16 protein-coding genes and 5 pseudogenes are annotated in these 26571 nt (G+C 58.9%); 8 read left to right on the top strand and 13 right to left on the bottom strand.

Features of this window, described 5'->3' with window-relative positions:
• Positions 1-1382: 1382 nt before the first annotated feature.
• A pseudogene (locus tag BRA471DRAFT_RS08290) lies at positions 1383-2091 on the bottom strand (CoA transferase subunit A).
• Between the two features lie 825 nt (positions 2092-2916).
• Here BRA471DRAFT_RS08290 and BRA471DRAFT_RS08285 point away from each other — a divergent pair.
• Both BRA471DRAFT_RS08285 and BRA471DRAFT_RS40255 read left to right on the top strand, forming a co-directional pair.
• Complete coding sequence (locus BRA471DRAFT_RS08285) at positions 2917-4326, top strand: malonyl-CoA decarboxylase (RefSeq protein WP_007606164.1); 1410 nt, start codon at positions 2917-2919, stop codon at positions 4324-4326.
• Between the two features lie 1209 nt (positions 4327-5535).
• Positions 5536-5628 carry a hypothetical protein gene (locus BRA471DRAFT_RS40255; RefSeq protein WP_341850300.1) on the top strand — a complete coding sequence of 31 codons (93 nt, stop codon included), beginning with the start codon at positions 5536-5538 and terminating at the stop codon, positions 5626-5628.
• A 119-nt stretch (positions 5629-5747) separates the two neighbouring features.
• Here the strand turns inward: BRA471DRAFT_RS40255 and BRA471DRAFT_RS36565 are convergent, their stop codons facing one another.
• On the bottom strand, positions 5748-6557 hold the full coding sequence (locus tag BRA471DRAFT_RS36565) for a Crp/Fnr family transcriptional regulator (RefSeq protein WP_007606162.1): 810 nt from the start codon (positions 6555-6557) through the stop codon (positions 5748-5750).
• A gap of 689 nt (positions 6558-7246) precedes the next feature.
• Between BRA471DRAFT_RS36565 and BRA471DRAFT_RS08280 the strand changes: the two genes are divergently transcribed.
• A complete protein-coding gene (locus BRA471DRAFT_RS08280; protein WP_083843182.1) occupies positions 7247-8371 on the top strand; it encodes an IS630 family transposase in 1125 nt (374 codons plus the stop codon).
• Between the two features lie 294 nt (positions 8372-8665).
• Here the strand turns inward: BRA471DRAFT_RS08280 and BRA471DRAFT_RS08275 are convergent, their stop codons facing one another.
• From BRA471DRAFT_RS08275 to BRA471DRAFT_RS08265, 3 genes are all read right to left on the bottom strand, one after another.
• Positions 8666-9850, bottom strand: coding sequence for a Xaa-Pro peptidase family protein (locus BRA471DRAFT_RS08275; protein WP_035974773.1), 1185 nt, complete (start codon positions 9848-9850; stop codon positions 8666-8668).
• 453 nt (positions 9851-10303) lie between these two features.
• Positions 10304-11239, bottom strand: a complete 936-nt coding sequence (locus tag BRA471DRAFT_RS08270) for an electron transfer flavoprotein subunit alpha/FixB family protein (protein WP_007606159.1) — start codon at positions 11237-11239, stop codon at positions 10304-10306.
• Positions 11239-11988 (bottom strand): electron transfer flavoprotein subunit beta/FixA family protein, encoded by a 750-nt coding sequence (locus tag BRA471DRAFT_RS08265; protein ID WP_007606157.1) that lies wholly within the window; start codon positions 11986-11988, stop codon positions 11239-11241. The genes BRA471DRAFT_RS08270 and BRA471DRAFT_RS08265 overlap by 1 nt, the downstream gene beginning before the upstream one ends.
• A gap of 991 nt (positions 11989-12979) precedes the next feature.
• Here BRA471DRAFT_RS08265 and BRA471DRAFT_RS08260 point away from each other — a divergent pair.
• Positions 12980-13750, top strand: coding sequence for an SDR family oxidoreductase (locus BRA471DRAFT_RS08260; protein WP_007606155.1), 771 nt, complete (start codon positions 12980-12982; stop codon positions 13748-13750).
• 194 nt (positions 13751-13944) lie between these two features.
• On the opposite strand, the gene BRA471DRAFT_RS08255 is transcribed toward BRA471DRAFT_RS08260, so the two are convergent.
• The 4 genes from BRA471DRAFT_RS08255 to BRA471DRAFT_RS38120 are packed head-to-tail and all read right to left on the bottom strand — an operon-like array spanning position 13945 to position 17716.
• Positions 13945-16356 (bottom strand): CoA transferase, encoded by a 2412-nt coding sequence (locus BRA471DRAFT_RS08255; RefSeq protein ID WP_007606151.1) that lies wholly within the window; start codon positions 16354-16356, stop codon positions 13945-13947.
• Between the two features lie 40 nt (positions 16357-16396).
• Positions 16397-16768, bottom strand: coding sequence for a hypothetical protein (locus BRA471DRAFT_RS08250; protein ID WP_007606150.1), 372 nt, complete (start codon positions 16766-16768; stop codon positions 16397-16399).
• The gene (locus BRA471DRAFT_RS08245; protein WP_157234020.1) at positions 16758-17372 is read right to left on the bottom strand and encodes an ABC transporter permease; all 615 of its coding nucleotides are present in this window, start codon (positions 17370-17372) and stop codon (positions 16758-16760) included. Before BRA471DRAFT_RS08245 ends, BRA471DRAFT_RS08250 begins: the two co-directional genes overlap by 11 nt.
• On the bottom strand, positions 17369-17716 hold the full coding sequence (locus BRA471DRAFT_RS38120) for a hypothetical protein (RefSeq protein ID WP_256379924.1): 348 nt from the start codon (positions 17714-17716) through the stop codon (positions 17369-17371). Before BRA471DRAFT_RS38120 ends, BRA471DRAFT_RS08245 begins: the two co-directional genes overlap by 4 nt.
• 248 nt (positions 17717-17964) lie before the next feature.
• On the opposite strand from BRA471DRAFT_RS38120, the gene BRA471DRAFT_RS38115 reads away from it, so the two are divergent.
• A complete protein-coding gene (locus tag BRA471DRAFT_RS38115; protein ID WP_157234018.1) occupies positions 17965-18102 on the top strand; it encodes a hypothetical protein in 138 nt (45 codons plus the stop codon).
• Between the two features lie 35 nt (positions 18103-18137).
• Here the strand turns inward: BRA471DRAFT_RS38115 and BRA471DRAFT_RS08240 are convergent, their stop codons facing one another.
• On the bottom strand, positions 18138-21536 hold the full coding sequence (locus tag BRA471DRAFT_RS08240; RefSeq protein WP_007606149.1) for a carboxyl transferase domain-containing protein: 3399 nt from the start codon (positions 21534-21536) through the stop codon (positions 18138-18140).
• A gap of 172 nt (positions 21537-21708) precedes the next feature.
• The gene (locus BRA471DRAFT_RS08235) at positions 21709-23283 is read right to left on the bottom strand and encodes an ABC transporter substrate-binding protein (protein ID WP_007606148.1); all 1575 of its coding nucleotides are present in this window, start codon (positions 23281-23283) and stop codon (positions 21709-21711) included.
• A gap of 609 nt (positions 23284-23892) precedes the next feature.
• On the opposite strand from BRA471DRAFT_RS08235, the pseudogene BRA471DRAFT_RS39555 reads away from it, so the two are divergent.
• The 3 genes and pseudogenes from BRA471DRAFT_RS39555 to BRA471DRAFT_RS39550 all read left to right on the top strand — a co-directional run.
• Positions 23893-24514, top strand: a pseudogene (locus BRA471DRAFT_RS39555) (amidase).
• A gap of 171 nt (positions 24515-24685) precedes the next feature.
• Positions 24686-25036, top strand: a complete 351-nt coding sequence (locus BRA471DRAFT_RS36555) for a hypothetical protein (protein WP_198287872.1) — start codon at positions 24686-24688, stop codon at positions 25034-25036.
• 145 nt (positions 25037-25181) lie between these two features.
• Positions 25182-25436 (top strand): annotated as a pseudogene (locus BRA471DRAFT_RS39550) (acetoacetate--CoA ligase); the annotation flags it as partial.
• A gap of 395 nt (positions 25437-25831) precedes the next feature.
• Here BRA471DRAFT_RS39550 and BRA471DRAFT_RS36550 read toward each other — a convergent pair.
• Together BRA471DRAFT_RS36550 and BRA471DRAFT_RS36545 are read right to left on the bottom strand one after the other, a co-directional pair.
• Positions 25832-26030: pseudogene (locus BRA471DRAFT_RS36550) on the bottom strand (ATP-binding protein); the annotation flags it as partial.
• Positions 26007-26517: pseudogene (locus tag BRA471DRAFT_RS36545) on the bottom strand (IS21 family transposase); the annotation flags it as partial. The pseudogenes BRA471DRAFT_RS36550 and BRA471DRAFT_RS36545, both read right to left, overlap by 24 nt.
• Positions 26518-26571: the final 54 nt, after the last annotated feature.

Here is a 26571-nt window from a genome sequence, read left to right as displayed (position 1 = left end):
TTGCGGCATGAAAACTCCGTACGGATCGTACCGATAAGCGCGCCACTGGAACGAGCGTGGTTCGACCGCCTCATAACTGTACTATTTGTACGATCAGCGCAGAAAAGCGTACGATTCGTACTTTCGTTCCGTAGCACTGCTCCGATAGAGTTTGATTGCGGCCGAACGCGCGAACATCCGACCATACGCTTAGGGCCCAGATGTTCACGCGGTAATGTCATACTTAGGATGATTGCTGCCGATAAGTATGAGCGCCTATCAGAGCTAGCACCTCGATAACATTCGAGTGCGGAATGCGATGGGTCGTTCCCCGTATGTCGGGAGTCCCTACGACTAAACGCCGTCGCAAGCCCTTCACACCTTCACAACTTTCGCCGATCTTTTCGAAGGGCGACTCGCTACCCATGAGACACCGCCAATGTAGCGTCGTCGGCGACAGCTTTGGCCGCGGCTGCTTGGGATTCGACGATTGCTCCCTAAGCGTTGGCGCTGATGAGCGGCCAGCTCAACACTACTTGGCGTACCAGGCCCTGCCATTCTCGTCGCCGACTTACTCTTACCGCGCCTGGGGCGGCGCGCGGCAAGAAACGAGGCTAAACCCGGGTTAACCACTCTGAACGTAGTCGCCTGCTCGGAATCAGACAGGGTTAGTGGTACCACTATGAATCGAACCCTGCGTCCAGCGTCCTCCGAGCGCAAATGGAGGCGACGCAGCCGCGCCCAAGCGTGGGGTGCGATTGATAGCTGGCGGAAGGCCCGAAGAGGCCAAGTTTCGCATTTGGCCAACGCGGCGAACGACTAGGAGGCGCGCTCCGAGCTCCCTCGCAGTCCGGCGCTACTGGTGATTGTGACCGCCTAGGCGGTGATCATGTTTTTGCTGTCGTTCTAGATTGAGGAGCCACCCTCGTTACCCTTGCAGTCCGCGGGGATGCGGACGATCTGCACCCCACGATGTCGTCTGAGCCAAGGGATTGCGCGTAAGCCCTTCTCGATGAGGTTGAGTGCGGATTATCTTGGCATTGGCGAGAGCCATTGTTACGGGTCATAGCGCCTCATAACCCCATAGGGAATGCTGTGCGTCGAGCCAATCAATTTCGCACAATAGATGCGGGTGCCCATGAGAATTGCCTTAACTCCGAGCACCATTCTGCGATGTTAATAATCGCGCACGGGACAATCACGTGTCTCGCGCCGCTGATGTTCTCGGGCGTCGGAGTTTTCCGACAAGCCGGTGATCGGCTCATCTCGGCTCTCCTCTAGTGGCCCTTAGGGCGTTTCCTCCCTCCACTTCGCCGCGCGCAATTTTCGCCGGTCTTTTTTTGCGTTCATTCATCAAAGGCGGTTGTCGGGAAAACCGGTGTCCACTTCTCCGGATCATGCGCTTAAGCGGCGGTGCGCGGGCGGGTGTTGCGGAATTCGATGCGCTTCTTGGCCGTGCCGACCTCGACGATGCGCTTCACGAAGATGCCGGGCGTGTGGATGTGGACGGGGTTGAGCTCGCCCGCCGGAACCAGATGCTCCGACTTCGGCCACCGTGATCTTGCCGGCGGTCGCCATCATCGGGTTAAAGTTGCGCGCGGTCTTGCGGTAGATCAGATTGCCGGCGGTAGCGCCCTTCCAGGCGTGCACGATAGCAAGGTTGGCGAACAGGCCGCGCTCCATCAGATACTTCTCGCCGTCGAGCTCCTTCACTTCCTTGCCCTCGGCGATCAGCGTGCCGACGCCGGTCTTGGTATAGAAGGCCGGGATACCGGCGCCGCCGGCGCGGATGCGCTCGGCCAGCGTGCCCTGCGGGTTGAATTCGAGCTCCAGCTCGCCGGCGAGGAATTGCTGGGCGAACAGCTTGTTCTCGCCGACATCGGACGAGATCATCTTCTTGATCTGGCGGGTTTCAAGCAAGCGGCTGAGGCCGATGCCGTCGACGCCGGCATTGTTGGAGACCACCGTCAGACCCTAGACGCCGGAGTCGCGGATCGCCTCCGAGAACGTCTCGGCGATGCCGCAAAGGCCGAAGCCGCCCGACATGATCATCATGCCATCATTCAGAACGCCCTCGAGCGCCGACTTCGAGTCGGGATAAAGCTTATTCATGAACGACTGACCTACTGGAGGGGCGCCGACGGCTAGGATGCCAGCGGGGGGTCGACTACGTATCCTTAGATTGAGGAGGAGAGTCGGCAGGTCTTGGCAGTGCGCGCATACATCCGGCTACTTTTCTCCAAATATTACAGGAATCCATCAATCGAGTAGAGAGCGTCAGTTCGATAGCGGCACCGATTGCGGTGTGGCCTGCTCCGCAAAGCTCAGCGAGCTCGTAGTTCGACCGCGTCCCAGTCCCGAGTGATCGAACACATAAGGATCAAAACACCTTGATGGGGTAAGCAAGAGCTTAACCCGAAGCATTCTCGGATACTACCAATAGGAGGCCAATCCATTGTCGGGAAACATTTTTTATCGATGGCGGCCACGGCAATCAGCCATAGCCCAAGCTCACCGTGACGGGCGCGTGGCCACTAACTCCGCGCAAAGAGGCGAGCGACGCTCAAAAATCTCCGCCAATCATCGTAGGACTCCGAATATGGGATCGGCGGTGAAATCCTAAGCAGAACGCGCGGCTGAATCGACATTTTCCATCTGGTGCATTCGCGACGTAGGAGCCCGCGGCATTTAGCAACACACGAGGCGCCTGCTTGTGCGTCTCGCGTCCCGCCCGGCCATAGGCGCGCATCGATAAGGCTCGATGCGCGCCTGTGCACTGACCGCAAAAATGTGCCGGATAGATGCAGGCGCGAACACACTGTCGTTTCAATTGCAAGTGGGGTACGCAGTCGCTTTGTCACGTTTGACGCTTCACCTCTGGCTTGGCCACTTGATGATCTGGCATTTACCGCTCGACAAATCGCGGAGGCATCAACCATGTTCAAAGATACAAGGCGCGGAAGTTTCATTCCGGCAGAACTCCTGCACACTCTTATCGAAACTATGACGCAACGCGGTCGAGCGGTACTACGTATTAGGCCGCAGGACGGCAACTCTGATCATCACGATCTCGAGCTCTTGGGCGAAGCTCTACTATCTCGACGTGGTGAGGCCTCTGGAGTCGCAATCGCTCAAGCGCTCCTCGCCGCTTTCGAGCAGGCGGCTGCTCCACAACGGTTAAAGTTCCTCTCCTCCCTGGTAGACAGGTTCGGGCCAGATCGTCGCGCCGTCGATCTGGCGATAGCCGCCTATAGGCGCAGCGAGGACAGCGGCAAAAATCAGCTTGCCTGGCTTCACACGGCAGCGGAGCCACGCCGGCAGGAGCTCTTACGGCGTCTTAATTCTGCGGTTGGCGGAACCGCTTCTCTTGTGCGCATGCGGGAGGTGCTCTTGTCGTTGTTGTCCAAGCACCCTGAACTCAAGCCGGTCGATGACGATTTTGTTCATTTGTTCTCATCCTGGTTTAACCGGGGCTTTCTCGTGCTGAAACCAATCGACTGGAGTACTTCCGCCAACATCCTCGAAAAACTCATCAAGTATGAAGCGGTCCATGCAATCCAGGATTGGGACGATCTGCGAAACCGCCTAGCGCCACCCGACCGCCGCTGCTATGCGTTCTTTCATCCGCAGTTGAGCGACGAGCCCCTTATCTTTGTCGAGATCGCGCTAACCAAGGAGATACCATCAGCGATAGGTCCGCTGCTGGACAAATCGCGGCACGCGATCGACCCTCATCACGCCACGACCGCAGTGTTCTATTCGATCTCAAATACGCAAAAGGGACTGGCAGGCGTCTCATTTGGGAGTTTCTTGATCAAGCAGGTTGCTGAGGATCTCGCTCGCGAACTTCCGGACTTGAAGACCTTCGCCACGCTATCCCCTGTTCCCGGATTCGCGGCTTGGATCAAGCGCGAATTGAGGATCGAGGCCTCGGCAGTTGTCAATGAGGAAACGAGGCGCGCGCTGGCTGCGCTTGCGGACGGCGGTGACATCGAGAATGCGAGAGGGGCTCTCACGTCGCTGGCTGCCTACTATTTTCTCAGAGCAAAACTTCCATCCGGGAAGCCGCTCGATCCGGTCGCCCGCTTCCACTTGGGCAACGGCGCGCGCTTGGAGCGCCTGAATCTTTCGGGTGACCTATCGGCTAAGGGGATGATGCAATCCTATGGCCTTATGGTTAACTATCTTTACGCGCTCGACGACATCGAGGCGAACCACGAGGCTTTTGCGGAGCACGGTACAGTCGTTGCCTCGGAGAAAGTGAAGAATGCGCTTCGCGGGAAGCTCTTTTCGCGCGATCTCGTTCCGATCTCTCAGACACACTCTAAGCGGAAGATCCCGTTATGACTTGGCACTTATGCGACCGTCTGCTCGCCTCGCTGGCGTCCGATCAGTCTGTCTGCTTCGAGAAAGACGACAGCAACTCGGTTACCTACGCCGAACTCGGTGCGCTCAGCGGCCGTATCGCAAATTAGCTAGTTCGCATTGGCATCGACTTCAACGATCGCTTCGCAGCTAAGATCGAAAAGTCAGTCGAGGCGGTCTCGCACTTTATGTCGCGGCGCTCCGCGCTGGCGCGACCTGTCTGCAGCTTAATACCGCATATACGCCAGTGGAGGCTGAATATTTTATCCTCGACGCACAACGGACATTAATTGTGCGATCCGCGGCAGCAAGCTGACCTGCGTTCCATTGCTGCAAAGGTGGCGGGCGGATCGAGACCCTCGATCAGCAGGGTAAGGGCACGCTCATGGGTCCTGCAGCAACCTTGCTGCTGATTTCGATTAGGCCGCGTGCGACGGACGATCTTGCAGCCATCCTCTACATATCGGGCACGACCGGGAGGTCGGGAGGTCTTAGGGTGCCACGTTGAGTCGTGGCAATATCTTGTGAACGGGCTGATGGCTGGTCGGCCAATGGCGTTACTCGCACGGAGACCCTCTAATCCATGCTTTTCCAATATACCACGTTCACGGACTGTTCGTAGTCCGCAATGTGACGTTCGCCGTACGGCTCGTATTCTGTTCATGCAGAAGTGCGATGCCGACGGCGTCATTGCTGTGATGTAGCCGCTCGACGGTGCTGATGGGCGCGACAACGTTCTACATCGACTGCTGCAAAGCAAGAATCTAAAAGCAAGCCGCTATGAGGTTCTTCATTTCCGGCTCTGCGCCGCTACTGGCGGAAACCCATTGCGCTTGGAAAGAGAGAGTTGATCACAAACTCCTCGAACATTACCGGAATGACGGAGACCGGCAGTCTTCCCTGGTTATTCGAACATGCCGGATAGGACAGCTGCAGATTTCCGTGTTGACAGCTTTTTCCATCACTGGAGACCTCGGCACGATCGATGGTCGCGGCTACCTCCACATTGTTGGGCGCGCACAAGACTCATTAGCAGAGGAGTCAAAATGTCTCTCCCAGACAAGTCGAGAGGGACATCGATTTGATCCCTGGGGCCTCAGGATCGGTCGTGGGCGCCTTAGCTGAGAGTGACTGCGCGTTCGGAGGAAGGCGGGATCTTGGCCATCACACTGCTTCGATCCAACTTTCGGCGTGCAATTCCATCCAGAATCGATCCTCACGCGAGAAGGGGACAGGCTGATGGCGAACTTTTTGCAAAGTACAGAGGGAGTTGGCCGGCACTAATGGAGGATCATGTCAGCGTTCACCGTAGCTTAGTACGCGCCGGATGTACCCAAGGCCCGAGTCAACTCTTGACAGCATTGTAAACGAGAGCCTCTTGGCAGATTCGCTAATCGGTTCGATCACTGAATTGCCGGTTCAGTTGAGGCATAAGCGCTCGAGATAAACTTATAACAACTACATGCCTTTTGCTCAAGGCCGTGACGGTCATTGATATGCAAGATGCCGCGCATCTTGCGAATTAACCGTTGTTTTTCAAATCGGATGAGAGCTTCCGTTACCCCAGCGCGACGTAATCCCAGCACAGAAGCAAGATAATCGTGCGTCACTGGAAGCACATGCGTATCAACAGCATCGCTGGCCAAACAGAGCCAAGAAGCAAGGCGCTTCTCGCAATCGTGCCAAACTCCGCACAATCCTGTTTGAGCGCACTGCAAGCTCAGTGCTTGAACGTACCGAAGTAGATGTTCGCGGATTTCAGGACGCTCGTGCATCACCCGGCGCAGGTCCTCGATGCGCATTCTGTGCGCACTTCCGGCAACAATTACAACAGATTGATGTGTTGAAAGATGCCCTCCCACCAAGAGCGAAGCACCGACGGCGCCTTGATGGCCTATCACAGCGTTCTCAAGGATGTTTCCCGCTGCGACCACCCTTAGAGAGATGAGGCCGGATTCGATGAAGTAGACATGATCAACACGTCTCTTGGGCTCTTGGAGGACCATGCGATCCTTCAGCACAATCGGCTCGAGGAGTTCACCGGCCGCTGCAAGATCTTGCAGCGAAAATCTCGATAGAATGTCATTTTTAACGAAGGACCGCGCACGTGAACGAACTCCATAAGGCGGGGAAACGATTAGCTCTGCGCCAGTCGCCGGTTTAGGATCCCGAGGGTTGGCAAGATCGAGAACAGTCGGTACGTAGACGGTCATAGTGCAGTGGCCTCCTAATTGGATTCCGCTGGGTCAACCCGCTGACATTCACAAAATGATTACGTAGTATAAAAATAGTTCCGTACTTATTTATGCAAATATCCCCCCTCTCTATGGGTGAATTGAGCGTCCGAAGCGCGATCTTTGGTGGATTTCACTATCTGTCGATCCCGCGCAAGTTCCGCCCACGGGTTGGCGGCCCGCTGTTTGTATCCGGTCACTCGATCTGAGTTCTTCGCAAAACTTACTTGCCTTGATCGTCGACAGAAAGACGCCCTCTTGCATGTCGCAGCGAAATGCGCCTGCCGTGCCGTGCGCCTAGGCCGAACCATTCCGTGGTCTTGAGCGGGCTCACGGTGCTCAGACAGCAACGCCGCTGTATCAGCCAAGCTCTGCAAGGCGCTCTCCAAAGCGCTTATTTTGGGGCCACTCACCGAGCCGTCAGCTCGCGCTCAAGTGTGCACGCAGCGGAGAAGCATGTTCTCGAAGTGGCGCAGCGGCATGGGTCGGCGGCGCCGTGGCTCAGGTAGTGGACTAAGTACTGGTCTAAGAAGGTTGGTTGCGCAGCAGGTTTCCGTCATTGAGCAGCACCTCGCCAACCAGCCACAAAGACACCGACACGACGCACGCGCTATCGCTGCCGATTGCATTTGCGGCAGCTATACTGCATTCACTAGACGATCGATTCCATGAAACCTGCGATGCTGGAGCAGGCTGAATGGGTGGAACGGACGGGCAGTTGGCGGATTCCTCGTTTGCGGTCGGCAAAACGAGGAGCCGTATCATGGCTGGATGGCGGCGAGCGGTCGAGTTGGCGAAGACCGACCAAGAGATCGCAACATTGGCGGCTCTTTCGCGGTCGAGAACTGAAGTCGCGAGACGGGTGTCGCGGGCGCAGATGCTGCTGGCCTATCGCGAGAACCCTTCGTGTTTTGCGCAGTGGGCCAAAGACTCGGAGTCCATCATCAGACGGTGCAGCGCTGTGTCGAGCGAGCGCTGGCCGATGGGCCGCTGGCCGCCCTTACGATCGCCCGCGCCCCGGCAAGCAACCAACCATCACGCCTGAGGCCAAAGCCTGGTTGGTGTCGTTGGCGTGTGACGAGGCGAAGGACCATGGCTATCCACATGAGTTGTGGACGACGCGGCTGTTGGCGCGCCATGCGCGCGAACACGGGCCGGCGGCAGAGCATGCATGCTTGACCAATTTGGTCCAGGGAACGGTGTGCAAGATCCTCGGCAAGGAGGAAATCAAGCCACACAAGGTGCGCTACTATCTTGAAAATCGCGATGCTGAGTTCCAACGGAAGATGGCCGAGGTCCTGTGCGTCTATCGTGAAGTCGCAGTCCTGAAAAACGCCCCTGCCAAGTCGAAGAGACGGGGAAAGCCGGTGGCGATCGTGTCGTGCGACGAAAAGCCGGGAATCCAGGCCATCGCAACGACGGCGCCGGATTTGCCGCCCGAACCCGGCATCCACGCCGGCTTTGCGCGCGACCACGAGTACAAGCGGCACGGCACGCTCAGCCTGTTGGCCGGGATTGATCTGCTCCCCGGCAAGGTCCACGCTCTCGTCAGAGACCGTCACCGCAGCCGCGAGTTCATAGAACTCCTCAGACTTCTCGATGTCGCTTATCCGAGGAGCACCACGATCAAGTTGATCCTCGACAATCATTCCGCGCACATCTCGAGAGAAACCAGAGCCTGGCCCGCTACCCGACCAAGCGGGCGCTTCGAGTTCACCTTAACGCCCAAGCAAGGCTCGTGGCTCAACCTCATCGAGGGCTTCTTCTCCAAGTTCGCTCGTTCGGTGATATGATTCGAACCAAGAAAACCCTGATCTAGGTTGTGCAGATATTCGATATTCGGCTCACTACACCAAGTACGACTACGTCAGTTCCTTGACCGCTCGCTTGAGGCCTGCCCACGGTCGGCTGCAACCGGACTTTCCGCGGTTTCTCCTCCGCTCTCCAAGATGATCTTGAGTTATCTCGCGGTCGATTTTACTCACGACCCCGGCCAATGTCTGAGGACCATTATGCGGCGCGTGATCGATTTAGTGGGGTCTCAATGTGTCATTTCACCAAGCTGTGGGGACCGGACTATCACTCAATTAGAGTACAAAGAGCTCGCGCGGCGCACAAGTCAGCGCCTCAACACCCGTGTCAGTTACGCGGATTGTTTCGCTCACCGTAACGCCGAACTCCTCCTCAACCCAGTTACCGAGCATCAGATGAAAGGTCATGTTGGTCTGGAGAACAGTCATATCTTCCCTGCCAAAACTTGCGGTCGGTTCAATCCAAGCAGTGAATTGATTTTCGATGCCAATGGAATAGCCACATCGCGATTCCTTCGGAAAGCCGTGCTTCTCAATCGCGCTGTACATGGCGTGCGCGACCTCACTGCAAGTGCGTCCAGGTCGGATGAGATCGAGTGCCGTTTCGATAGCAGCGACCTGCGCATCATGTAGACGGCGTACGCGGTCGGCAGGCGCACCGATTGAGAAGGTACGCATAAGAGCTGCAAGATAGTTATACCGATTTCCGCTGACTTCCGAATTGATCTGCATGCCATCGCTGAAGACACTCTCGCTCCACAAAATATGGGGCGTACCCGTGCGCGGGGTTGAGGAAATCAACGGCGGCCGCAATCCGGTCGCAGCGGGACCGCCCTTAACGCCATTAACCTGCGCCGCCATGATCTCAACTGCTGCATCGGCTTCTCGCACACCAGGGCGGATAACGTCTCTAGCCCGCATAACGGCCGCGTCAGCAAGCGCGGCAGCCTCGCGCATAACCGCGATCTCCAGGTCTGATTTGACGCCGCGGATCCAGTCCACCACTCTCGTGCAATCGACGATCCGGGCCTGCGGCAATTTCCCTATGAACTTCTCTACGGCCGGGGCCATTAGGTTGCCCTGTTCAAGGCCAATCCCGCCCTGCGCCACACCGACGTCATGGAGGAAATCAATCACCGCATCGTAGCCGTCGGTATTTGCCTTACCTACTAGATTTTCCGAGTAGCCGATAATCTTTTCTCGGGCCATGAAGCTCTGGTGAGCTGCTCCTGGCGCGCACATCTTGCGTACGATAAGAGTCGGCTCTTCATCTTGGATCGAGACGACAAGCGCATGCACAGCCAGCATACGCGTCACGTTGCCGGTCAGATAAGTGATATTGCCCCAACTCGAAATGATAAGTGCATCGATTTCACGCCGGGCCATTTCCGATTTGACTGCTGCCAATCTGCGCAGATATTCTGTTCTTGGGAAGGCCTGCGGCGCTTTTGCGATTGCCATCGTTGTAGGCTCCATGTTGTCGCGTAAAATTACGCTTTGCGGAACAAAGCGAAAGCTCGCTGCGCGATAATACATCGGTACACCACCTCAGCTACCGAATTTACTTTCTATAACCCGACCTAACGAATATTATCGAAGGATCCTGCGATTTTATGCAGTTTATCGGCGGAATCGAGTCCGCCGCAGTCGGGCAATCAGGCTGTCATCCGCCTTGAGCTTACTTGGCCTACTCCAAATAGGCAGCGAGGCACGCAAATTGCGATCGGCGCTGTACCGCGATCGAATAGGTCCTGGAAGCTTTATTGTGGAGACCGAGACAACGGCGACCTCTCCTCCAGGATCGAAACGGTATCGAGACTCGCCACGGTGCATGGCTGTCTCGTTTCACAAGGAAGTCAATTGCGCACTGGTCGCCCACAATTGAGAACCTTTCGATTCTGGGCAGAATCGGCGCTACTTGCCGAGTGCCTCGGTGAGCTCCGGAACCGCCTGGTAGAGGTCGGCGACCAAGCCGTAATCGGCAACCTGGAAGATCGGCGCGTCCTCATCCTTGTTGATCGCGACGATCACCTTGGAGTCCTTCATGCCGGCCAGATGCTGGATCGCGCCGGAAATGCCGACCGCGACATAGAGCTCGGGGGCCACGACCTTGCCGGTCTGGCCGACCTGCCAGTCGTTCGGGGCATAGCCCGCGTCCACCGCCGCACGCGAAGCGCCGACGCCAGCGCCGAGCTTGTCGGCGAGCGGCTCGATGTACTTTGCGAAGTTCTCGCGGCTCTGCATGGCGCGGCCACCGGAGACGATGATCGTGGCCGAGGTCAGCTCGGGACGGTCGCTCTTGGCGACTTCCTCGCCGACAAAGGACGACAGGCCCGGATCAGCCGCCGCCGCGACGCTCTCGACCGACGCGCTGCCGCCTTCACCTGCTGCGGCGAAGGTGGAGGTGCGCACCGTGATGACCTTCTTGGCGTCCTTCGACTTCACCGTCTGGATAGCGTTGCCGGCGTAGATCGGACGCTCATAGGTGTCGGGGGCAACCACCTTGGTGATTTCCGAGACCTGCATGACGTCGAGCAGGGCTGCGACGCGCGGCATCACGTTCTTGAAGCGCGAGGTCGCGGGCGCGACGATGGCGTCGTAGGACGGCGCCAGCGAAACGATCAGCGCGGCCAGTGGCTCGGCCAGATCGTGCGCGTAAAGCGCGCCGTCGGCGAGCAGCACTTTCTTCACACCGGCAAGCTTTGCGGCGGCTTCCGCCGCAGCCTTGGCGTTCTCACCGGCCACCAGAACCTCGACGTCCGCGCCGAGCGCGGCCGCTGCGGTCAGGGCCTTGTTGGTCGCATCCTTGAGCGACGCATTGTCGTGTTCGGCAATCAGAAGCGTCGTCATCAGAGCACCCCGGCTTCGTTCTTGAGTTTCGACACCAGCTCGGCGACGTCCTTGACCTTGACGCCCGCCTTGCGGCCCGCCGGCTCGGTCGTGTTGAGAACCTCTAGGCGCGCGGTGAGATCGACGCCGTAATCGGCGGCGGTCTTGTCCGCGATCGGCTTCTTTTTGGCCTTCATGATGTTGGGCAGCGACGCATAGCGCGGCTCGTTGAGACGGAGATCGGTGGTGACGATCGCCGGTCCCTTCAGCTTCACGGTCTGCAAGCCGCCGTCGACTTCGCGGGTGACCTTGAAGTCGCTTCCTTCAACCTCGAGCTTCGAGGCGAAGGTCGCCTGCGACCAGCCGAGCAGCGCGGCCAGCATCTGGCCGGTCTGATTGCTGTCGTCGTCGATCGCCTGCTTGCCGAGAATGATCAGGCCCGGCTGCTCTTCGTCCGCAATCTTCTTCAGGATCTTGGCGACCGCGAGCGGCTCGACCGCGCCCTCTGCCTTCACCAGGATGCCGCGATCGGCGCCCATGGCGAGACCGGTGCGGATCGTTTCCGACGCCTGCGCCGGCCCGATGGAGACCACCACGACTTCGGTCGCCTTGCCGGCTTCCTTCAGGCGCAGCGCTTCTTCGACCGCAATTTCGTCGAACGGGTTCATGGACATTTTGACGTTGGCGAGTTCAACGCCCGATCCATCGCTCTTGACGCGGACCTTGACGTTGTAATCGACCACCCGCTTTACCGGCACCAAGATCTTCATCGATCCTCTTTCATTTGAGTGTTTTTCGATCGCATCTGTGGATTACCGGCCTGGACGATATTCCCCGACATCGACGGATTGCCGTAGGAAAGGCCGGCTGATCTCTTTGGACGCGTCGCTCTGACCGCAGGCCCCTGCAAAGAAAGATGCGGTCAAAATTAATGTCCACCCGTCTTGCGCTTGCCGCGTAGTTTCGTCCGCAAACCACTTCTCTCTCGGCGCGTCGAATCGGAAATGGGAGGATGAATAGCCGTAAGCGTGGCGCGATGCACGACACTCAATATGCTCCGCGGATCGAACGGAAATCGCGCTAATCTGCAGCGTCGCAAGCCGAAAATCTGCGATTGATCAGAAACCGGCGCAGCTTCCATGTGTTAGTGGGGACACGTACATAGCACTTGCCCACTGACGTTGCGGATGCCTTTGAGCCACACATTTGCTAGTTTTGCCGAATTTTCTGTCGGCTGTCTGGTCGCTGCGCCCATCCTAATTCTGGCAATCGGCGGGAGGCCGAAGCCAAGCGATGCTCTTCGCAAGGCTACTAACATAAAGGTCAAGGGGCAATGGTGATTAGCGAGCCATAAGCAGCAAGCCCCCTCCGAGACTGAGCGACTCCTGTATGCCTCATCTGTAAGAAGGAGCACGTGCACTCCGATTGCTCTTAGATCGCTCGCTTCGATCGTCGCTTGAGGATTCAATCGCCGTCAACGCGACCAGATCTATCTAGCGCCGGGAGACGCGATTCCTCTCCACTCGATCACGAGTGCGCGGCTCGCCTCACCAAGGGACTCCCGACACCACCGCTCCGAAGTCAACCGGCTTTTGCTTCGCGAAGGTGCTCCGGAACCGAGCCTGATTCCGGAGAATTATTGGGATTTGACGCATAATTTCTGCGCAACGATTTGCATTTGGAGCATTCAACACAAACTAAAGTGTATAGTTCGCTATGGAAGGCGACGCCATGCAACCGGTCAGCTAAGAGACAAAATGAATGGCCAAGCGCGACGAACAGCGGTCCGGCGCGGACGGATGGACGCTTGAGGGGCGAGTAGCGCTCGTTACGGGAGCCGCAGGAGGGCTTGGGAAAGCCATCGTGGCCGAACTGCGCGACCGCGGCGCCCTCGTGTATGGCGCGGACATTGGCGGCGATGGCGTCTTCCATGCGGATCTCTCCACTGCGAGCGGAAATCGGGACATGGTCGCGCATGTACTCGCCACCACTGGGCGTCTTGACGTCCTCGTGTTGAATGCTGGATGTCAATTCGTGTCACCACTGGATCGTTTTCCAGATGTCGAATGGGATCGCCTTCGAGCGGTGATGCTGGATGGCCCCTTCTTCGCACTAAAGGCTGCATGGTCGGCTTTGACGAAAACTCCCGGTGGTCGCGTTGTCGTCACCGCGTCAGTGGCGAGCTACGGTGGTGCACGCCAGAAGGTTGCGTACACTGCCGCAAAGCACGGAGCTCTCGGTCTGGTCCGCGTTGCCGCTTTGGAAGGTGCGGTCCATGGTCTGACTATCAACGCCGTCGCGCCGGGCTGGATGGATACCGCGCTAATGCGAGGTCAGCTAGAGGCTCAGGCTGCAAACCGAGGTGTGAGCATCGACGAGGTAGTTGCTCTTTTCCGCGCGGCGCAGCCAGGGAATCGCTTTGTCGATGTTCGTGAGGTCGCAGCGGTCATTGGTTTTCTCGCGAGCCCTTGCGCTTCCGGAATCAATGGCACATGCATTCCCGTCGATCTCGGTGCAAGTGCAGGCGCATAGGCAAAAAACCGCCAGGTGATCTACGTTCATTAGATGGCGGCGTCCAGTGGGCTTGATGGAACGAGGGTCGGGCGACAGCATGTCTCATACCGCTACCCAAGACGCTTAAGAGGCGCCGTGGCGGCGTCACACCCGCGGATCCCGCTCGATTTCGCCCGCGCCTGAATTGGGGGTAGGCCGACGTGTGGGGGGCCTCAGCCCTTCGCGTTCTTAGGTAAGCACTGATCGTCTGGTTTCCGCGGCATGCTCCGAAGTGATGCTGGAGCGAAGGTGATAACACCCTCATTCACCAGCGCCTCGTAGGGCGCGCGCTCGAGTCCGACATGCCGTTCAAGAACCGGCCAGCTGTGCTCGCCAAGTAGCGGCGCCGGGGTGTGCGCTCCGAGACGTTTGCCGTCTTGCAAGATAGCAACGCCTGCTTGACGCTGCGGTCCTGAGATCTCGCGAATAAGATCGATAAAGAAGCCGGCCGCGATAAGGTGTGGGTTTTTCAAAATCTCCTCGGTGTGCAAGGCGGGAGCTGCCGCAACACCAGCCTGTTGGAGTATCGCGGCCGCTTGATGTGGCTCCTGCTTTTTCGTCCAAGCCGAGATGGCAGCATCGATCTCGTCGTGGCGTCGCCTTCGAGATTCAGCCAAGTCGAATCCTGCATCCCCAATCCATTCGCTGTGTCCGATCACGCGCGCGAGGCTTGCGAACATCTCTGTGCTTTCGACAGCGATGGCGAGCCACCGGTCCTCGCCTGCGCACGGGTAGATGCCGTGCGGCGCAAAGAACGAATGTCGGTTCCCCCGGCGCAGCGGAGCGGTGGGATCGGCCTGATATTGCAGCAGTGCCGGCGTGGTGAACTGCAGCATCGATTCCACCATACTGATATTGACGTATTGTCCCTCGCCGGTACGACGCTTGTGAAGCAGAGCTGTAAGAAGTGAGGCACAGCCGTAGAGGCCGCCGACCGGATCGCCGTAGGCCATATGCGCCATCGTCGGTGGCGTACCGGGACCGCCCATGAAATGGGGCAGCCCGGACCCTTGTTCTAAGGTCGAACCGTATGCACGCGTGCCTGACCAGGCGTTGCCAGTTCCGAACGCGGACATTGAGGTCATGATGATGTTGGCGTTCACCGCGACGAGATCGGCGTACCCTAGGCCCAGCTTGTCCATTACGCCGGCAGCCTGGTTCTCGATGACAGCGTCGGCCTTGGCAACAAGTGCGAGCGCGAGCTTCTTGCCAGCAGGGCTCGTGAGGTCGAGGCTGATACCGCGCTTGCCGCGATTAAGTGCGCAGTAGTGCTTGGTGTTCTCATATTGCTTTGCCGCGATATATTCCGGCGTCCAGTTCACGCCTCGCCACCAATCGGGATAGCGGCCCGCCTCGATTTTCAGAACTTCCGCGCCCAAGTCGGCAAGCAACCGGCTCGCCAACGGTCCGGCCCACCCCATTGTAAAATCCGCAACCGTGAGGCCGGATAAAGGCGAGTCATGCTGAAGCGGCTCTCCATGCGATGCATGAGCAGACGGCCCTGGTTGAGCGATTAGCTCGCCGTCCACCGCGTTGAGCGTCTCACGCGTTGGCGTCTTGCTGAGACTGAACGGGGTGCGAGGCACCTTGAACAGGCCGCTTCGCGTGAATAGTTTTGCAAGCGACTCACGCGCCGCGAAAATTGGATGGATCAAAATTCCGGCAGCGTCGGGCACCACCACGATCGGGACCCGGTGGCTGCGGCCACGTTCCGCCCACTGCTCAGCTGTGCCCACGCTTAGGGCCTTAATCATTGCCTTTTCGACTTCATCGAGCCGCTCAAACCGCAACTGTCGTGTCGCGAGCTTTTCGTCGGTCCCTTCCTTTTCCATCCCCAGGACGATGCATAGCGATTTCCATTGATCCGGCGTCGTCGCAGTGATGCCAACCCAGCCGTCCTTGCAAGGGTAAATGCCAAGCGGTCCATGAGGCGAAAAGCGGTTGACGCCCTGCCGCTTTATCGGCGCACCGTCTTGTTCAACATAATAAATGTGCATTTCGCTGACCACGAGGTTCGCCTCGAGAATGCTGAGCTCGAAACGGCGCGTAACTTGGGTTGGCTTGGCCAGCATTGCGGCGAGCGCCGCGATATAGGCTGTGACCCCGCCGATCATCGTCGCGTGACGGTCGCCTGCATGCAGAGGCGGCCCCCCGACCGGCCCTGCGAGATGTGGCATCGCGGTCAGGGCCTGAATGACAAGATCGCTTCCCTTCCACGCCTCGTAGGGGCCCTGACGGCCGAACCACGTTAGATCGACGGTTGCTTTCTTGGGATTGACGTCGAACGCGCTGAAATTGGAGTCTTCACCGATTAACACGACATCGGCCGCCTGGCACAGACGTTGAATGGCCTCCAATTCCAATGGCGCGCCGGACACGAACTTGTCGGCAGACAGGTAGGCGTAAAAAGCCTGCTCCGGGTCGGTCCGTTCACGTACGATCGTCGGCGCGTCGCCAACCATCTTGACGGCTGTCACCGATGCTCCGGCATCGGCGAGCAGCCGGCCGCAGTATGCGCTTGCGGCTCCGTTGCCGATCTCGATCACCGTCATACCCGCCAAGGCGCGCTGATTCTTTGATTGCATTTCTTCCAAGTCCTAATGAACGACGCTCGTCAGCGAGGATCTAGAATGTCGCGAAGCGCGTCGCCGATGAAGTTGAAGACCAATACGAGCCGAAAGATCCGATTGCGCCGAGGCTGACCAACAACGCAACTTGACAGCCGTAGATCAGCCGCGAGAATCTATCGCGTCCGAAATGGAGCCAGTACGCGGCCGTCATCATGTTGAGGAGATCGCCGAAGTCCATGCCATCGGGATCGAACGACGCAATATGTTCGGCAAAGATCGCGCAAATCAGCATGACAGCGAGCACCACAATGCCAACGACGGCGGTAGGAATGGGAGCCAGCTTCCAAAGCATTACGAGTTGCGGGTTTATCTTGAGCGCTGTGAACAGCGGCGACCGCACCTGATCGGCAATCGCATCAGACGCCATATCTGATCCCCGGAACCAGCCATGCGCAGATGATATCGCAATCAGCACGCCCAGCGCCAAGAACAGAACTGCGACCTGCACGACCGAAAAATTGAGCTGAAAGATCCCCAGTACGAGAAAGCTGCTCAAGCCGGGGATGCCGAGAAGTAATGACGACCGCCCCAGCAAAGATTTGCCCGATCTGCAGACCCAGCAATGTCATAACGGGCAGCAGCGCGTTGCGCAGCCAATGAATCCAGATCACGACGACATTCGGCATGCTTTTCGCGCGCGCCGTCCCGACGTAGTCCTCCGCCACAACCTCGAGCATGACAGAACGTGTCTGGCGCATGAGGAGCGCGCAACTAGTAACAGCGAGTGCCATCGCTGGCAGGAGCGCTAGCCCTCCGGGCAGACAGTCGCTAAACGGCACATAGTCTTGCACCGGAAGCCACCGCGGCTCCATGCCGAGCAGCAAGTTCGTGATGACTCCGCACCAGCATCCGAGCATCGCAACGGCGGCCACGGAGAGTACCGTGGCGCGATAATCGGCAAATCGTCCGCAATAGATTACCGAAGCGGTTCCTGCCCGCAGCGAGAGTATAACGGCAAGCAGCACGCTCATCGCGCCGAAACCGGGAGCGAGTTGGACCCTCTCCGCCAGTTGGCCCGCCACGCGAGGATTGTTCTGTACCGAGCGGCAGAGGTCACCTTGCACGAGGTTGCCGAGCAGAGCGCGTATTTAACAACGACCGGGTGATCGACATTGTGTTCCTTGCGAATGACGTCGAGCTGCTGCTCGTCCAGCACCTCGCCGGCGCCAACGAAAGCACGCGCCGGATCGCCGGGAACGGTCCATAGCATGCCGGAGATCAGATCGGTGGTGATGTACAGCAACGAAATCACGTGGAATACCCGCCGGAGCAGGAAGCCAAGTATTAGGTCCGCCCCGGCATGAGTCCCGCCCACGATGTACTACTCCCGTTCAACGCTCGGGGACCTCGCTGTGATTGTCGCCACCCGATCGTGCTCAATGAAAATATAAAGTCGGTCGACACGTAAAGATCGCGAAGAACCGTGCAGAGACTGCAGAAAGCCTGCAAAATGATGGCCTCTGATTGCGGATTCCGACGTGAAGCCGGCGGGTCAATCGTCGGCTACGGTTGCGATCTGTAGCCGGCCGGAGATTCCGATTAGTAATCTGCCGAAGGAGACCGGTGCTGATCGAACGCGGGCAGCCCGGTGAGTCGGTGGCGCAAGAAGCGCCGCGGCACGGGCTGAACGCGAAGCCGGTTGCACAGGTGCAGGGGATCAGCAGCGGCGAGTCGATGACGTGCCGCTGCGGTGCGACGTGAAATCTCTGCCGTGGCCTTCAGAATGATCAGATTCTTTACCAGCCGTCGACGAACGGCCGCTTCTTGCCGGTGCGAGCCGGCGGCGGCGGGACCGAGCGCAATCCCGCAAGAATCCACTCTCTCGTTTCAGCCGGATCAATCACGTCATCGATCTCGAAGAACGATGCTTCGTTGACCGCCTTTCCGAGTTCGTAGCGATCGGCAACCATGCGCTTGAAGGTCGATAAGCGCTCCGCCGGATCCTCTATCGCGGAGAGCTCATTGCGCCGATCGAGTTTCACTTGGCCCTCCAGCCCCATGCCGCCAAATTCACCGGTTGGCCACGAGATTGTGAACACTGTAGCATGGAAGCTGCCGCCAGCCATGCCCATCGCGCCAAGACCATATCCTTTGCGAATGATTACGGTGAAGGTCGGCACACTGACATTGGCGCCGACGAGATACGCTCGGCAGCAATGTCGAACTAGCCCCGTCTTCTCATGTTCAGGGCCGACCATATTGCCCGGCGTGTCACACAGGAATAGCAGCGGAATGTCATGTGCATCGCACAATTGCATGAACCGCGCAGCTTTGTCTGCTGCAGGACTGTCAATAGCGCCAGCCAGATGCACTGGATTATTCGCCACGACTCCGATCGGTTTGCCTTCTATCCGTATCAGCGCTGTGATCATGCCGGGACCGAATCCACGGCGGATCTCCAGCATCGAACCAGTGTCGGCCATTGTCTCGATAACCTTGCGCATGTCATAGGCGCGTAGACGATCCCTCGGCACGACGTGCCGGAGCAGGCGCTGGTCGGAGCAACTCCAGCCAGACGTTGCTCCCTGAAAGTACGAGAGGTACTGCTTAGCCACAGCGACCGCCTGGGTCTCGTCCTCAACCGCAATATCGACCACACCGTTCGGGACTTGCACGCTCATGGGTCCGACTTCTTCTGGCTTGAACACTCCAAGCCCGCCCCCTTCAATCATCGCAGGTCCAGCCATACCGATCGTCGAGTTTGCCGTCGCGATGATCACGTCGCAACAACCGAGCAAAACAGCATTCCCAGCAAAACACCGCCCCGATGTGATTCCGACCAGCGGCACGAGACCGCTCAAGCGCGCAAAGCGATTGAATGTAACGAGCTCCAATCCTGCAACGGAGCGGTGATCGGAGTCACCCGGGCGGCCGCCACCACCTTCGGCAAACAGAACCAGTGGAATGCGCCAGTTCTCGGCAAGGCTGAACATCCGGTCCATCTTCTCGTGACCTTTCGTGCCCTGTGTGCCGGCAATTACCGTGTAGTCGTAAGCGACGACAGCCGCACGGCTTTCCTTGTCAGTGAAATGATCACCGTTGATGGTTGCGAGGCCCATGATCAGGCCGTCTGCCTGGGTCGTTTCGATCAATTGCTCCATAGGCGTCGTGCTCCGCCGAGCGGCAACGACCAGCGCGCCGTATTCATGAAAGGAGCCGGAATCTACGAGAGCTTCAATGTTCTCGCGAGCCGTACGTTGGCCGGTGCGCCTACGCTTTGCAACGGCCGCCGGGCGATTGATATCTTTGGTCTTCTCATGCCGCTCCAGCACCTCTGCGAGATCCGGCCGGATTTCATCGAGATCGATCTCTTGGTCATTCTCAGGCGCGTGCCCCGCATCGTCGCTCGGCTCTATAAACGCTAAGGGATGGCCTTCAAAAATCGTATCACCAATTGCGATGGTGAGCAATTTGAGGCGTCCACCAACCACAGCCGTGATCAGGTGCTGCATCTTCATCGCCTCCATGACGAGGATCTGCTGGCCTTTGCGGACCAAGTCGCCCTCCTTGACGCTGATCGAGACGATCGTTCCTTGCATCAGCGCCAGCAGCGGCACGGTGCCATCAGGCCGAGCTAAACCAGTGTGGTCGTTGATCGCCTGTCTGCCGCCATTTCCGGTTGCCTCATCGCGTCTCTCCTGACCATAGGTGAGCACCGCGAGCGGATCGCGCGCATTGATGCGGGCGCCGGCCGAGTGATGTATTTGCGTTTCAGATTCCGGCTTAAAGTAGAGGCTTGGATGGGCGTCATTGTCCACTGCCAGCAGATCGGCAATCCGCTCCTCCACGAATCGCGTATGGATGCGGCCGGCGCGGAAGTCGGGGTGCTTTAGGATCGATTTCAGAAAATCGACGTTGGTTGGCGCGCCCGCGATGCGGAACTCCGACAGTGCTCGGTAGGCCCGCTCGCCAACGTCGGCGAAATCGTCGGATCGCGCATGCACGATCACCTTGGCGAGCAGCGAGTCGAACCGCGGGTTGGTGCGATATCCGGCGTAGCCGTAAGCGTCCACGCGGATCCCGGGACCGCTCGGCGGCTCAAACACACTGAGCGTTCCACCACACGGACGCGCTTGTCCGTCGCCCGACATTGTCTCCATGTTGACGCGCATCTGGATGGCAATGCCGCGCGGTGAAGAAATTGACGCCTGATCGAGCCCGATATCGCCAAGCCGCGCACCACGCGCGATCTCGAGTTGCGCACGCACCAGATCGACGCCCGTGATCTCTTCAGAAACCGTGTGCTCGACCTGCAATCGCGCATTAGCTTCGATGAACGCAATTTTGGCAGCGCCTGAACCGTCGGACGCATCCACCAGGAATTCGAAGGTACCGACGTTGCGATACTTTACGGCCGAAGCCAGATTGACGGCCGCCTGTAGTAGCCGCTGCCGAACATCGCTATCAAGCGCCGGCGCCGGCGCGATTTCAATCAGCTTCTGCCGCTGCCGCTGCACGCTGCATTCGCGCTCCCAGATGTGACTGATCGCACCAGTGCCGTCGCCGACGATCTGCACCTCGACGTGCCGCGCCTTGGGAAATAGCTCCTCCACATACACGTCGGCATTGCCGAACGCCTGCAGCGCTTCCGCACGGCAGAGCTCATAGGCTTGCTCGAGCTCTTCGCGGCTATGCACTGGCCGCATACCGCGGCCACCACCACCAGCCACCGCCTTGATCATCAGGCCTCCGAGCGAGTCGAACATCCGACGCGCATCGGCCAATGTCGTCGCCTGCGACGTCCCGCGCATCACCGGCACGCCGCATTTCGCCGCCATCGTGCGAGCGGACGCTTTGTCGCCGAATACGTTCAGTGTCTGGGCCGATGGCCCGACGAACGTAATACCTGCATGACCGCAGGCGGCGGCGAAGTCGGCATTCTCGCTCAAGAAGCCATAGCCGGGATGAATGGCGTCGCAGCCCGCTTCCTTCGCAACGGCAATGATTTGCGTGGCATCGAGATAGGCCCTCGGCCCAGTACCCTTCAGCGCATGCACATCGTCGCATCGCCTTGTGTGCAGTGACGCTGCATCATCTTCAGAAAAGATCCCGACGGAACGGATTTTCAGGTCGGCAGCCGCGCGGGCAATCCGGATGGCAATCTCGCCGCGATTGGCGATCAGAAGGCTCTTCATATGGAGTACTCGATTTGTATCATGTATTCAGCACGGCATCGTTGCCAATCAGGCTCTGTTCGCTGAGTGCAATAAATTTCTCGACCGAAGGGCCGAGATCGCCGGCACGCGAAACGAGATGCGTACCGAACGCCGAACAGCATCCGGTACGCGCAGGTCGCAGGACCGTTAGCTACTTTTTGAAACTGACTTCCTGGAAAGCACGCCACTGTCCGGGCCATGGCCACGGTCGGAACGCGATGTTGTCCCGCCAGGCGAACGTGACGATCGGGCGATAGGTGGTCACGCCGCCGAGGACGTTGGCGTGCTTGTAGCGGGCGATCTGCTTGATCAGTTCCGCCCGATTCTCCGGGATCATGGTATTCTTCAAGTCCTCGATCATCGCGTCCGCTTTGGGATCGCTGGTATGGGAAAAGACGCCGAAGCCCTTGCCCGGGACGAAGCTGTGCACCATGCCGGTCCATGGCTCAGCCGGATCACCCGGCAGGCCGTGGCCCCACATAAACGGCAAGAGGCCGTCCATCTCGGGCGGGGCATGGCCGCGGCGGGCCAGAGCGACCCAGGCCGAATACTCAAGTCCTTGCACCTTGCAGCGAATGCCGACCGCGCCGAGATAGGCAAACACCGCCTCGCCCATTTCCTTTACGTTCGGCTCGCGCGGCGTGAGCAGGTTGTAGCACGGTGTCTCGAAGCCATTCGGATAACCCGCTTCGGCCAGCAGCTGCTTCGCCTTCTTCAGCTCGTAGGGATATGGTTTCAGGTCCGGATCGTAGCCGGTCTCGCCCTTGCCGACCTCGACATAGCGCTGGCCCTGCCCGAACAGTACGTTTTTGATGATGGCATCGACATCCACCGCGTGCGCCACCGCCTGCCGCACCTTCAGCTTACTGAAAGGCGACTCCGGCTTGTCGGCCGCCATATCGATGTAGAGGTTGTTGTTCGCTACGGGCGAGAAGGTCGTCACGCCCGGCATCTTCTTGAACTCGCCGACCGCCGACAGCGGCACCGTGTCGATCCAGTCAACAGCGCCGGACTTGAACGCCGCAACGCGCGTAAGGTCTTCCGGAATGACCTTCAGGACCAGGTTCTTGACCTTCGGCCGGGCATCCTTGTTCCAGTAATCCTCGAACGCCTCGAGCTTCAGATCTTCCTTAATCGAGCGCGAGACGAACTTCCACGGGCCGGTGCCGACCGGTGCCTTGGCAAAGCCATCCTCACCCACCTTCTCGAAATACTTCTTCGGAATCGCCCACAGCTGCAGCGCGTTGGGGATGTAGTTGCCGTCCGGCGCCTTGAAATGCAGCTTGAAGTGATGATCGTCGATGATTTCGAACTTTTCGATATTCGCCTGCGTGTAGGAATAGGGCGAGATCTTCGGATTCCTGAGCCGCTCATAACAGAATTCGAAGTCAGCCGAGGTCAATGGATCGCCATTGTGGAACCTCACCCCGTCACGAAGATGCACGTCGATGATCGGCTTGTCTGGTGTTCCCTCGATGGACCAGGATTCGGCCAGCCAGTTGACCATCTTCAAATCCGGATCATACCGGACCAGCTGCTCGTACATTTGCCCGATGTAATACTGATCGCCACCGCCAACCATCCTTGTGGGATCGAGCGTTGATGGTTCGGCGGCGAGCGCCGCGACGATCGTATCCCTGGTTTGTGCCGAGACTGTTGCATTGAGCGCGAGCAGACCCAATGCGGCCGCAAGAACACGCACGACGATCACACTTCTTTGCATCATGTTTTTTTCAATTCCCGATTTGTCGTACAAGCGTAAAGGCTGCTCAAGAATAAAAACGCCGAAGCTCGGCCCTGAATTAGAGAAATTCTGCAAAAACGAGGCTGCTCTTGAGAGTTAAACGCCCAGTCGCGTTTGCCAACTCGAATCCGAAAGCGCAGTCGATACGGCGTCGGTGCTGTCACGCCCGCGCCGCTCTAGCCGACCAGGTCTTGACTAAGGTAGAGCGTCGCAGGGCGACAGGGATCTATCTTGTGCCACCGGAAGCGAATGGCTCAGGCATTGCGGCTGCGTCGGTTGGTGTTTGCTGGTGAAATGAAGGCTGTCGACCCTGACGAAAACGTAATGCCGCCGGGCGAGGTCGGCGAGATCTACATGCACCGCCCGGAGGGCTCGCCGGCATGCCACCGCTCCACAGCGGCGCGACGGCTCGCAGCCTCCCAGGGGACGATCGTGGCAGGTGGATCGATCTTAAGAGCTTCGCGGTATCCGGTCTGTTATGCTAAGGAATTGACACCCGCAAATTAGCCCTGTGGTTGGATGACTCAATGTTTGTTGCGCCAACGGTGAATCGGTCGCGGTCGCACCGTAGGGGGAGAGGACGCGCTCTAAATGAAGGAACTCACCGCGCTCGATGCTGCTCGTTTGATCGCCCAGAGACAGCTGACGAGCGAAAGCCTGACGCGCGCGTGCCTCGAGCGTATTGAAGAGCGCGAGCCCGCCGTGAAAGCGTGGGAGTATCTCGATCCTGATCTCGCAATCGCGCAGGCCCGGCTGGCGGACCGATCGCCCATCCGGGGCCCACTGCATGGCGTGCCCCTGGTGATCAAGGATGTGATCGACACAGTGGATATGCCGACGACTTATGGCTCACGCATATATCGAGACTATCGGCCGGCGAGCGATGCGGCCTGTGTCGCCCTGGCCCGCGCAGGCGGTGCAGTCATTTTCGGCAAGACAGTCACCACCGAATTTGCGGGCGGCGCTCCGGGCAAGACCCGGAATCGGCACAACCCGCGGCACACCCCGGGAGGATCGTCCAGTGAGTCCGCGGCCGCCGTTGGATGCGATGGTGCCTTGGGCGCTCGGAACGCAAACCTACGGGTCCACGATCCGACCAGCTTCCTTCTGTGGCGTGGTGGGCTATAAGCCATCTTACGGTAAGGCAGAGGTGAGGGTATCAAGACCCTGGCCAGCGGCCTGGACACGCTGGGTCTTTTTGCCCGCACAGTAGCGGACGTCGCGCGCTGGTGTCGGTCGTTACAGGCGGTCGCGTTGGCGAGGTGGACGCATCGAGCGCACCCGTATCGGCTTTCTGAATACGTCGCCCTGGGGAGAGGTTGCGGATGCAACTCGACATCTCCTCGATGACTGCGTGCGCCGGCTGACTGGGGGCGGAGCGCAGGTGCGCGATCTTGCTTCGCCGTCCTGCATGGCGTCGTGGCGCGAGATCCAAGATGTCGTTTTCGGTTGGGAAATGCTGCAGGCACTCGCCTACGAACGCGTCTTTCGGCGCAACGACGTTGAACCACGAACGAAACAGATGTTCAAAGAGTACGAGCAGCGGTTGACGCCTAAAAACTACGAAATCGGTCTTGGGCACGCCCGTGAAGCTGGGAGGGAATGCGCCGACCTGTTCCACGATTGCGATGTGTTGCTCGTCCCTGCCGCGGTCGGAGAAGCCCCGGAAGGCATAGACCACACCGGTGACGGGCGTTTCAACGGGGTTGGTCGATGCTGCACTTGCCTTGCCTGACCCTGCCGATGGGCCGCGGCGCTGCAGGCCTACCGATCGGATTGCAGCTGGTCGCCCGACTAGGAAACGATGCGACGTTGCTACGCGCTGCCGCCTTCGTCGAGGCGTGTCTCGTAGCTTAGGGGCGGTCTTATTTGACCACTCCTGGCGCGGCGAGATCCAGGGGCATGGACTCGGTTTGGCGCTGAGCGGCAGGCTCGCGCGGCGAAAAGGGCGAACTCGGGCCTTTCCGTCGACGTCAATTATGTTCTGGAACGATCCCGAAGGAAGGAAATATCGAGCCGTCTACTTCGAGCGTCGACAATGTTGGTGCTATGACGATTTCGCTAAATGGACGAAGCACGACGGCATCATCTTGCACGGCCGGTCGGACGCGAGGCTCAATCCGGCCACCGTGCAATTTGTACTGCGCAGTTCGCACCGGTAGAGGAGCGGCGGCACCACGCGCGAGGCGAGACGCCGCAGTGGGTAGGGACCAGCGCCTGGCCCTCATCGACCGCGAGGAAGTTGGCCTAAATCGGCGGGGAAGGACGGGTCATCGAGCTTGACCGAGTGATGGACAGTATTAACCTTGGAGCTCCGCTGCGCAGCGACCTCTCCCGGCTTTATGTAGTGCATAATATAAAGCCGAGATTGGCACAGCCGGGGCGACGCTTTCAGAGGAAGGCCGCGACTACATTTTCGCTCAAGCTCCACGACCCGTCCTTCCTGGCGCCGATCTACGCGAACCTTTTGACCTACGAGGGTGGCGACGGTTACACCACACAGGAACGGGAAGTCCCCCCAGCCCCGCCAGATTGATCGGACGAGATCGGTGGTCCGGTGAAGAGGACGCGCGATCCGTTCTCGATTAGACCCAGGCCGATAGCTGCCGCCAAGTGGCTCTTTCCGCCACCGGGCAGCGGCGAGCGCGGTCACTTGCGCCTTGGAGAATCATCCGCATAGCCTCGAAGTCAAAGCTATCGAAGGTCTTTCCGGCAGGCAGCCGCGCCTCGGTTCGGCGATACGCATCGCGCGGGAACAGCCGATCACGGTAGACCAGATTGAGCGACGCCATTGGCTTGCGCCGCAAGGAATGTATCACGTGTCGATAATCGACGACCTGATCGTGCTTGCCGTTGGGATGCGGCCGCCCGCGCGGCAGGGTGACGAGATGGGTACCGCCGACGACCACATCGAGACGATCGGCGTAAATGTGTATCCGCAGCTGGTGGCCGATCAGGCGTGACGGCACGATGTAGAACACCTTGCGCAAGGTGAAGCCGCCGTTTGATCGCGCGGACAATCACCTCCGCGTAGTGCGAGGTGCGGCGATCTGGCAGCGGCTGCAGGGTGGCGCGCTCGTGCTCGATGCGCTTGGCATTGCGGGCATTGCGACGGCTGACGATCTCGTCGATGAAGCCGCGCTACGCGGCGAGATCATCGAAATCGGCAATGCCGCGCAACAGCAGCGCATCGGCGATCGACCGCTTGAGATGGCCTCCATCGCACAGACATTATGGACTTCATCAGCGAATGCCGATTCACGCCATTCC

It is taken from the genome of Bradyrhizobium sp. WSM471 (genome assembly GCF_000244915.1).
Taxonomy (GTDB): domain Bacteria; phylum Pseudomonadota; class Alphaproteobacteria; order Rhizobiales; family Xanthobacteraceae; genus Bradyrhizobium.
Note: the sequence above shows the minus strand (reverse complement) of the source record. Positions and strands in the feature narration are given on the sequence as shown.

Bases quoted from the DNA above. Each gene is read 5' to 3' on its own strand.
- BRA471DRAFT_RS08275 (WP_035974773.1), bottom strand. From the start codon at position 9,850: ATGGCAATCGCAAAAGCGCCGCAGGCCTTCCCAAGAACAGAATATCTG.
- BRA471DRAFT_RS08240 (WP_007606149.1), bottom strand. From the start codon at position 21,536: ATGAAGAGCCTTCTGATCGCCAATCGCGGCGAGATTGCCATCCGGATT.
- BRA471DRAFT_RS08285 (WP_007606164.1), top strand. From the start codon at position 2,917: ATGTTCAAAGATACAAGGCGCGGAAGTTTCATTCCGGCAGAACTCCTG.
- BRA471DRAFT_RS08265 (WP_007606157.1), bottom strand. From the start codon at position 11,988: ATGAAGATCTTGGTGCCGGTAAAGCGGGTGGTCGATTACAACGTCAAG.
- BRA471DRAFT_RS36565 (WP_007606162.1), bottom strand. From the start codon at position 6,557: ATGACCGTCTACGTACCGACTGTTCTCGATCTTGCCAACCCTCGGGAT.
- BRA471DRAFT_RS08235 (WP_007606148.1), bottom strand. From the start codon at position 23,283: ATGATGCAAAGAAGTGTGATCGTCGTGCGTGTTCTTGCGGCCGCATTG.
- BRA471DRAFT_RS08270 (WP_007606159.1), bottom strand. From the start codon at position 11,239: ATGACGACGCTTCTGATTGCCGAACACGACAATGCGTCGCTCAAGGAT.
- BRA471DRAFT_RS08280 (WP_083843182.1), top strand. From the start codon at position 7,247: ATGAAACCTGCGATGCTGGAGCAGGCTGAATGGGTGGAACGGACGGGC.
- BRA471DRAFT_RS08260 (WP_007606155.1), top strand. From the start codon at position 12,980: ATGGCCAAGCGCGACGAACAGCGGTCCGGCGCGGACGGATGGACGCTT.
- BRA471DRAFT_RS08250 (WP_007606150.1), bottom strand. From the start codon at position 16,768: ATGGCGTCTGATGCGATTGCCGATCAGGTGCGGTCGCCGCTGTTCACA.
- BRA471DRAFT_RS08255 (WP_007606151.1), bottom strand. From the start codon at position 16,356: ATGCAATCAAAGAATCAGCGCGCCTTGGCGGGTATGACGGTGATCGAG.
- BRA471DRAFT_RS08245 (WP_157234020.1), bottom strand. From the start codon at position 17,372: ATGAGCGTGCTGCTTGCCGTTATACTCTCGCTGCGGGCAGGAACCGCT.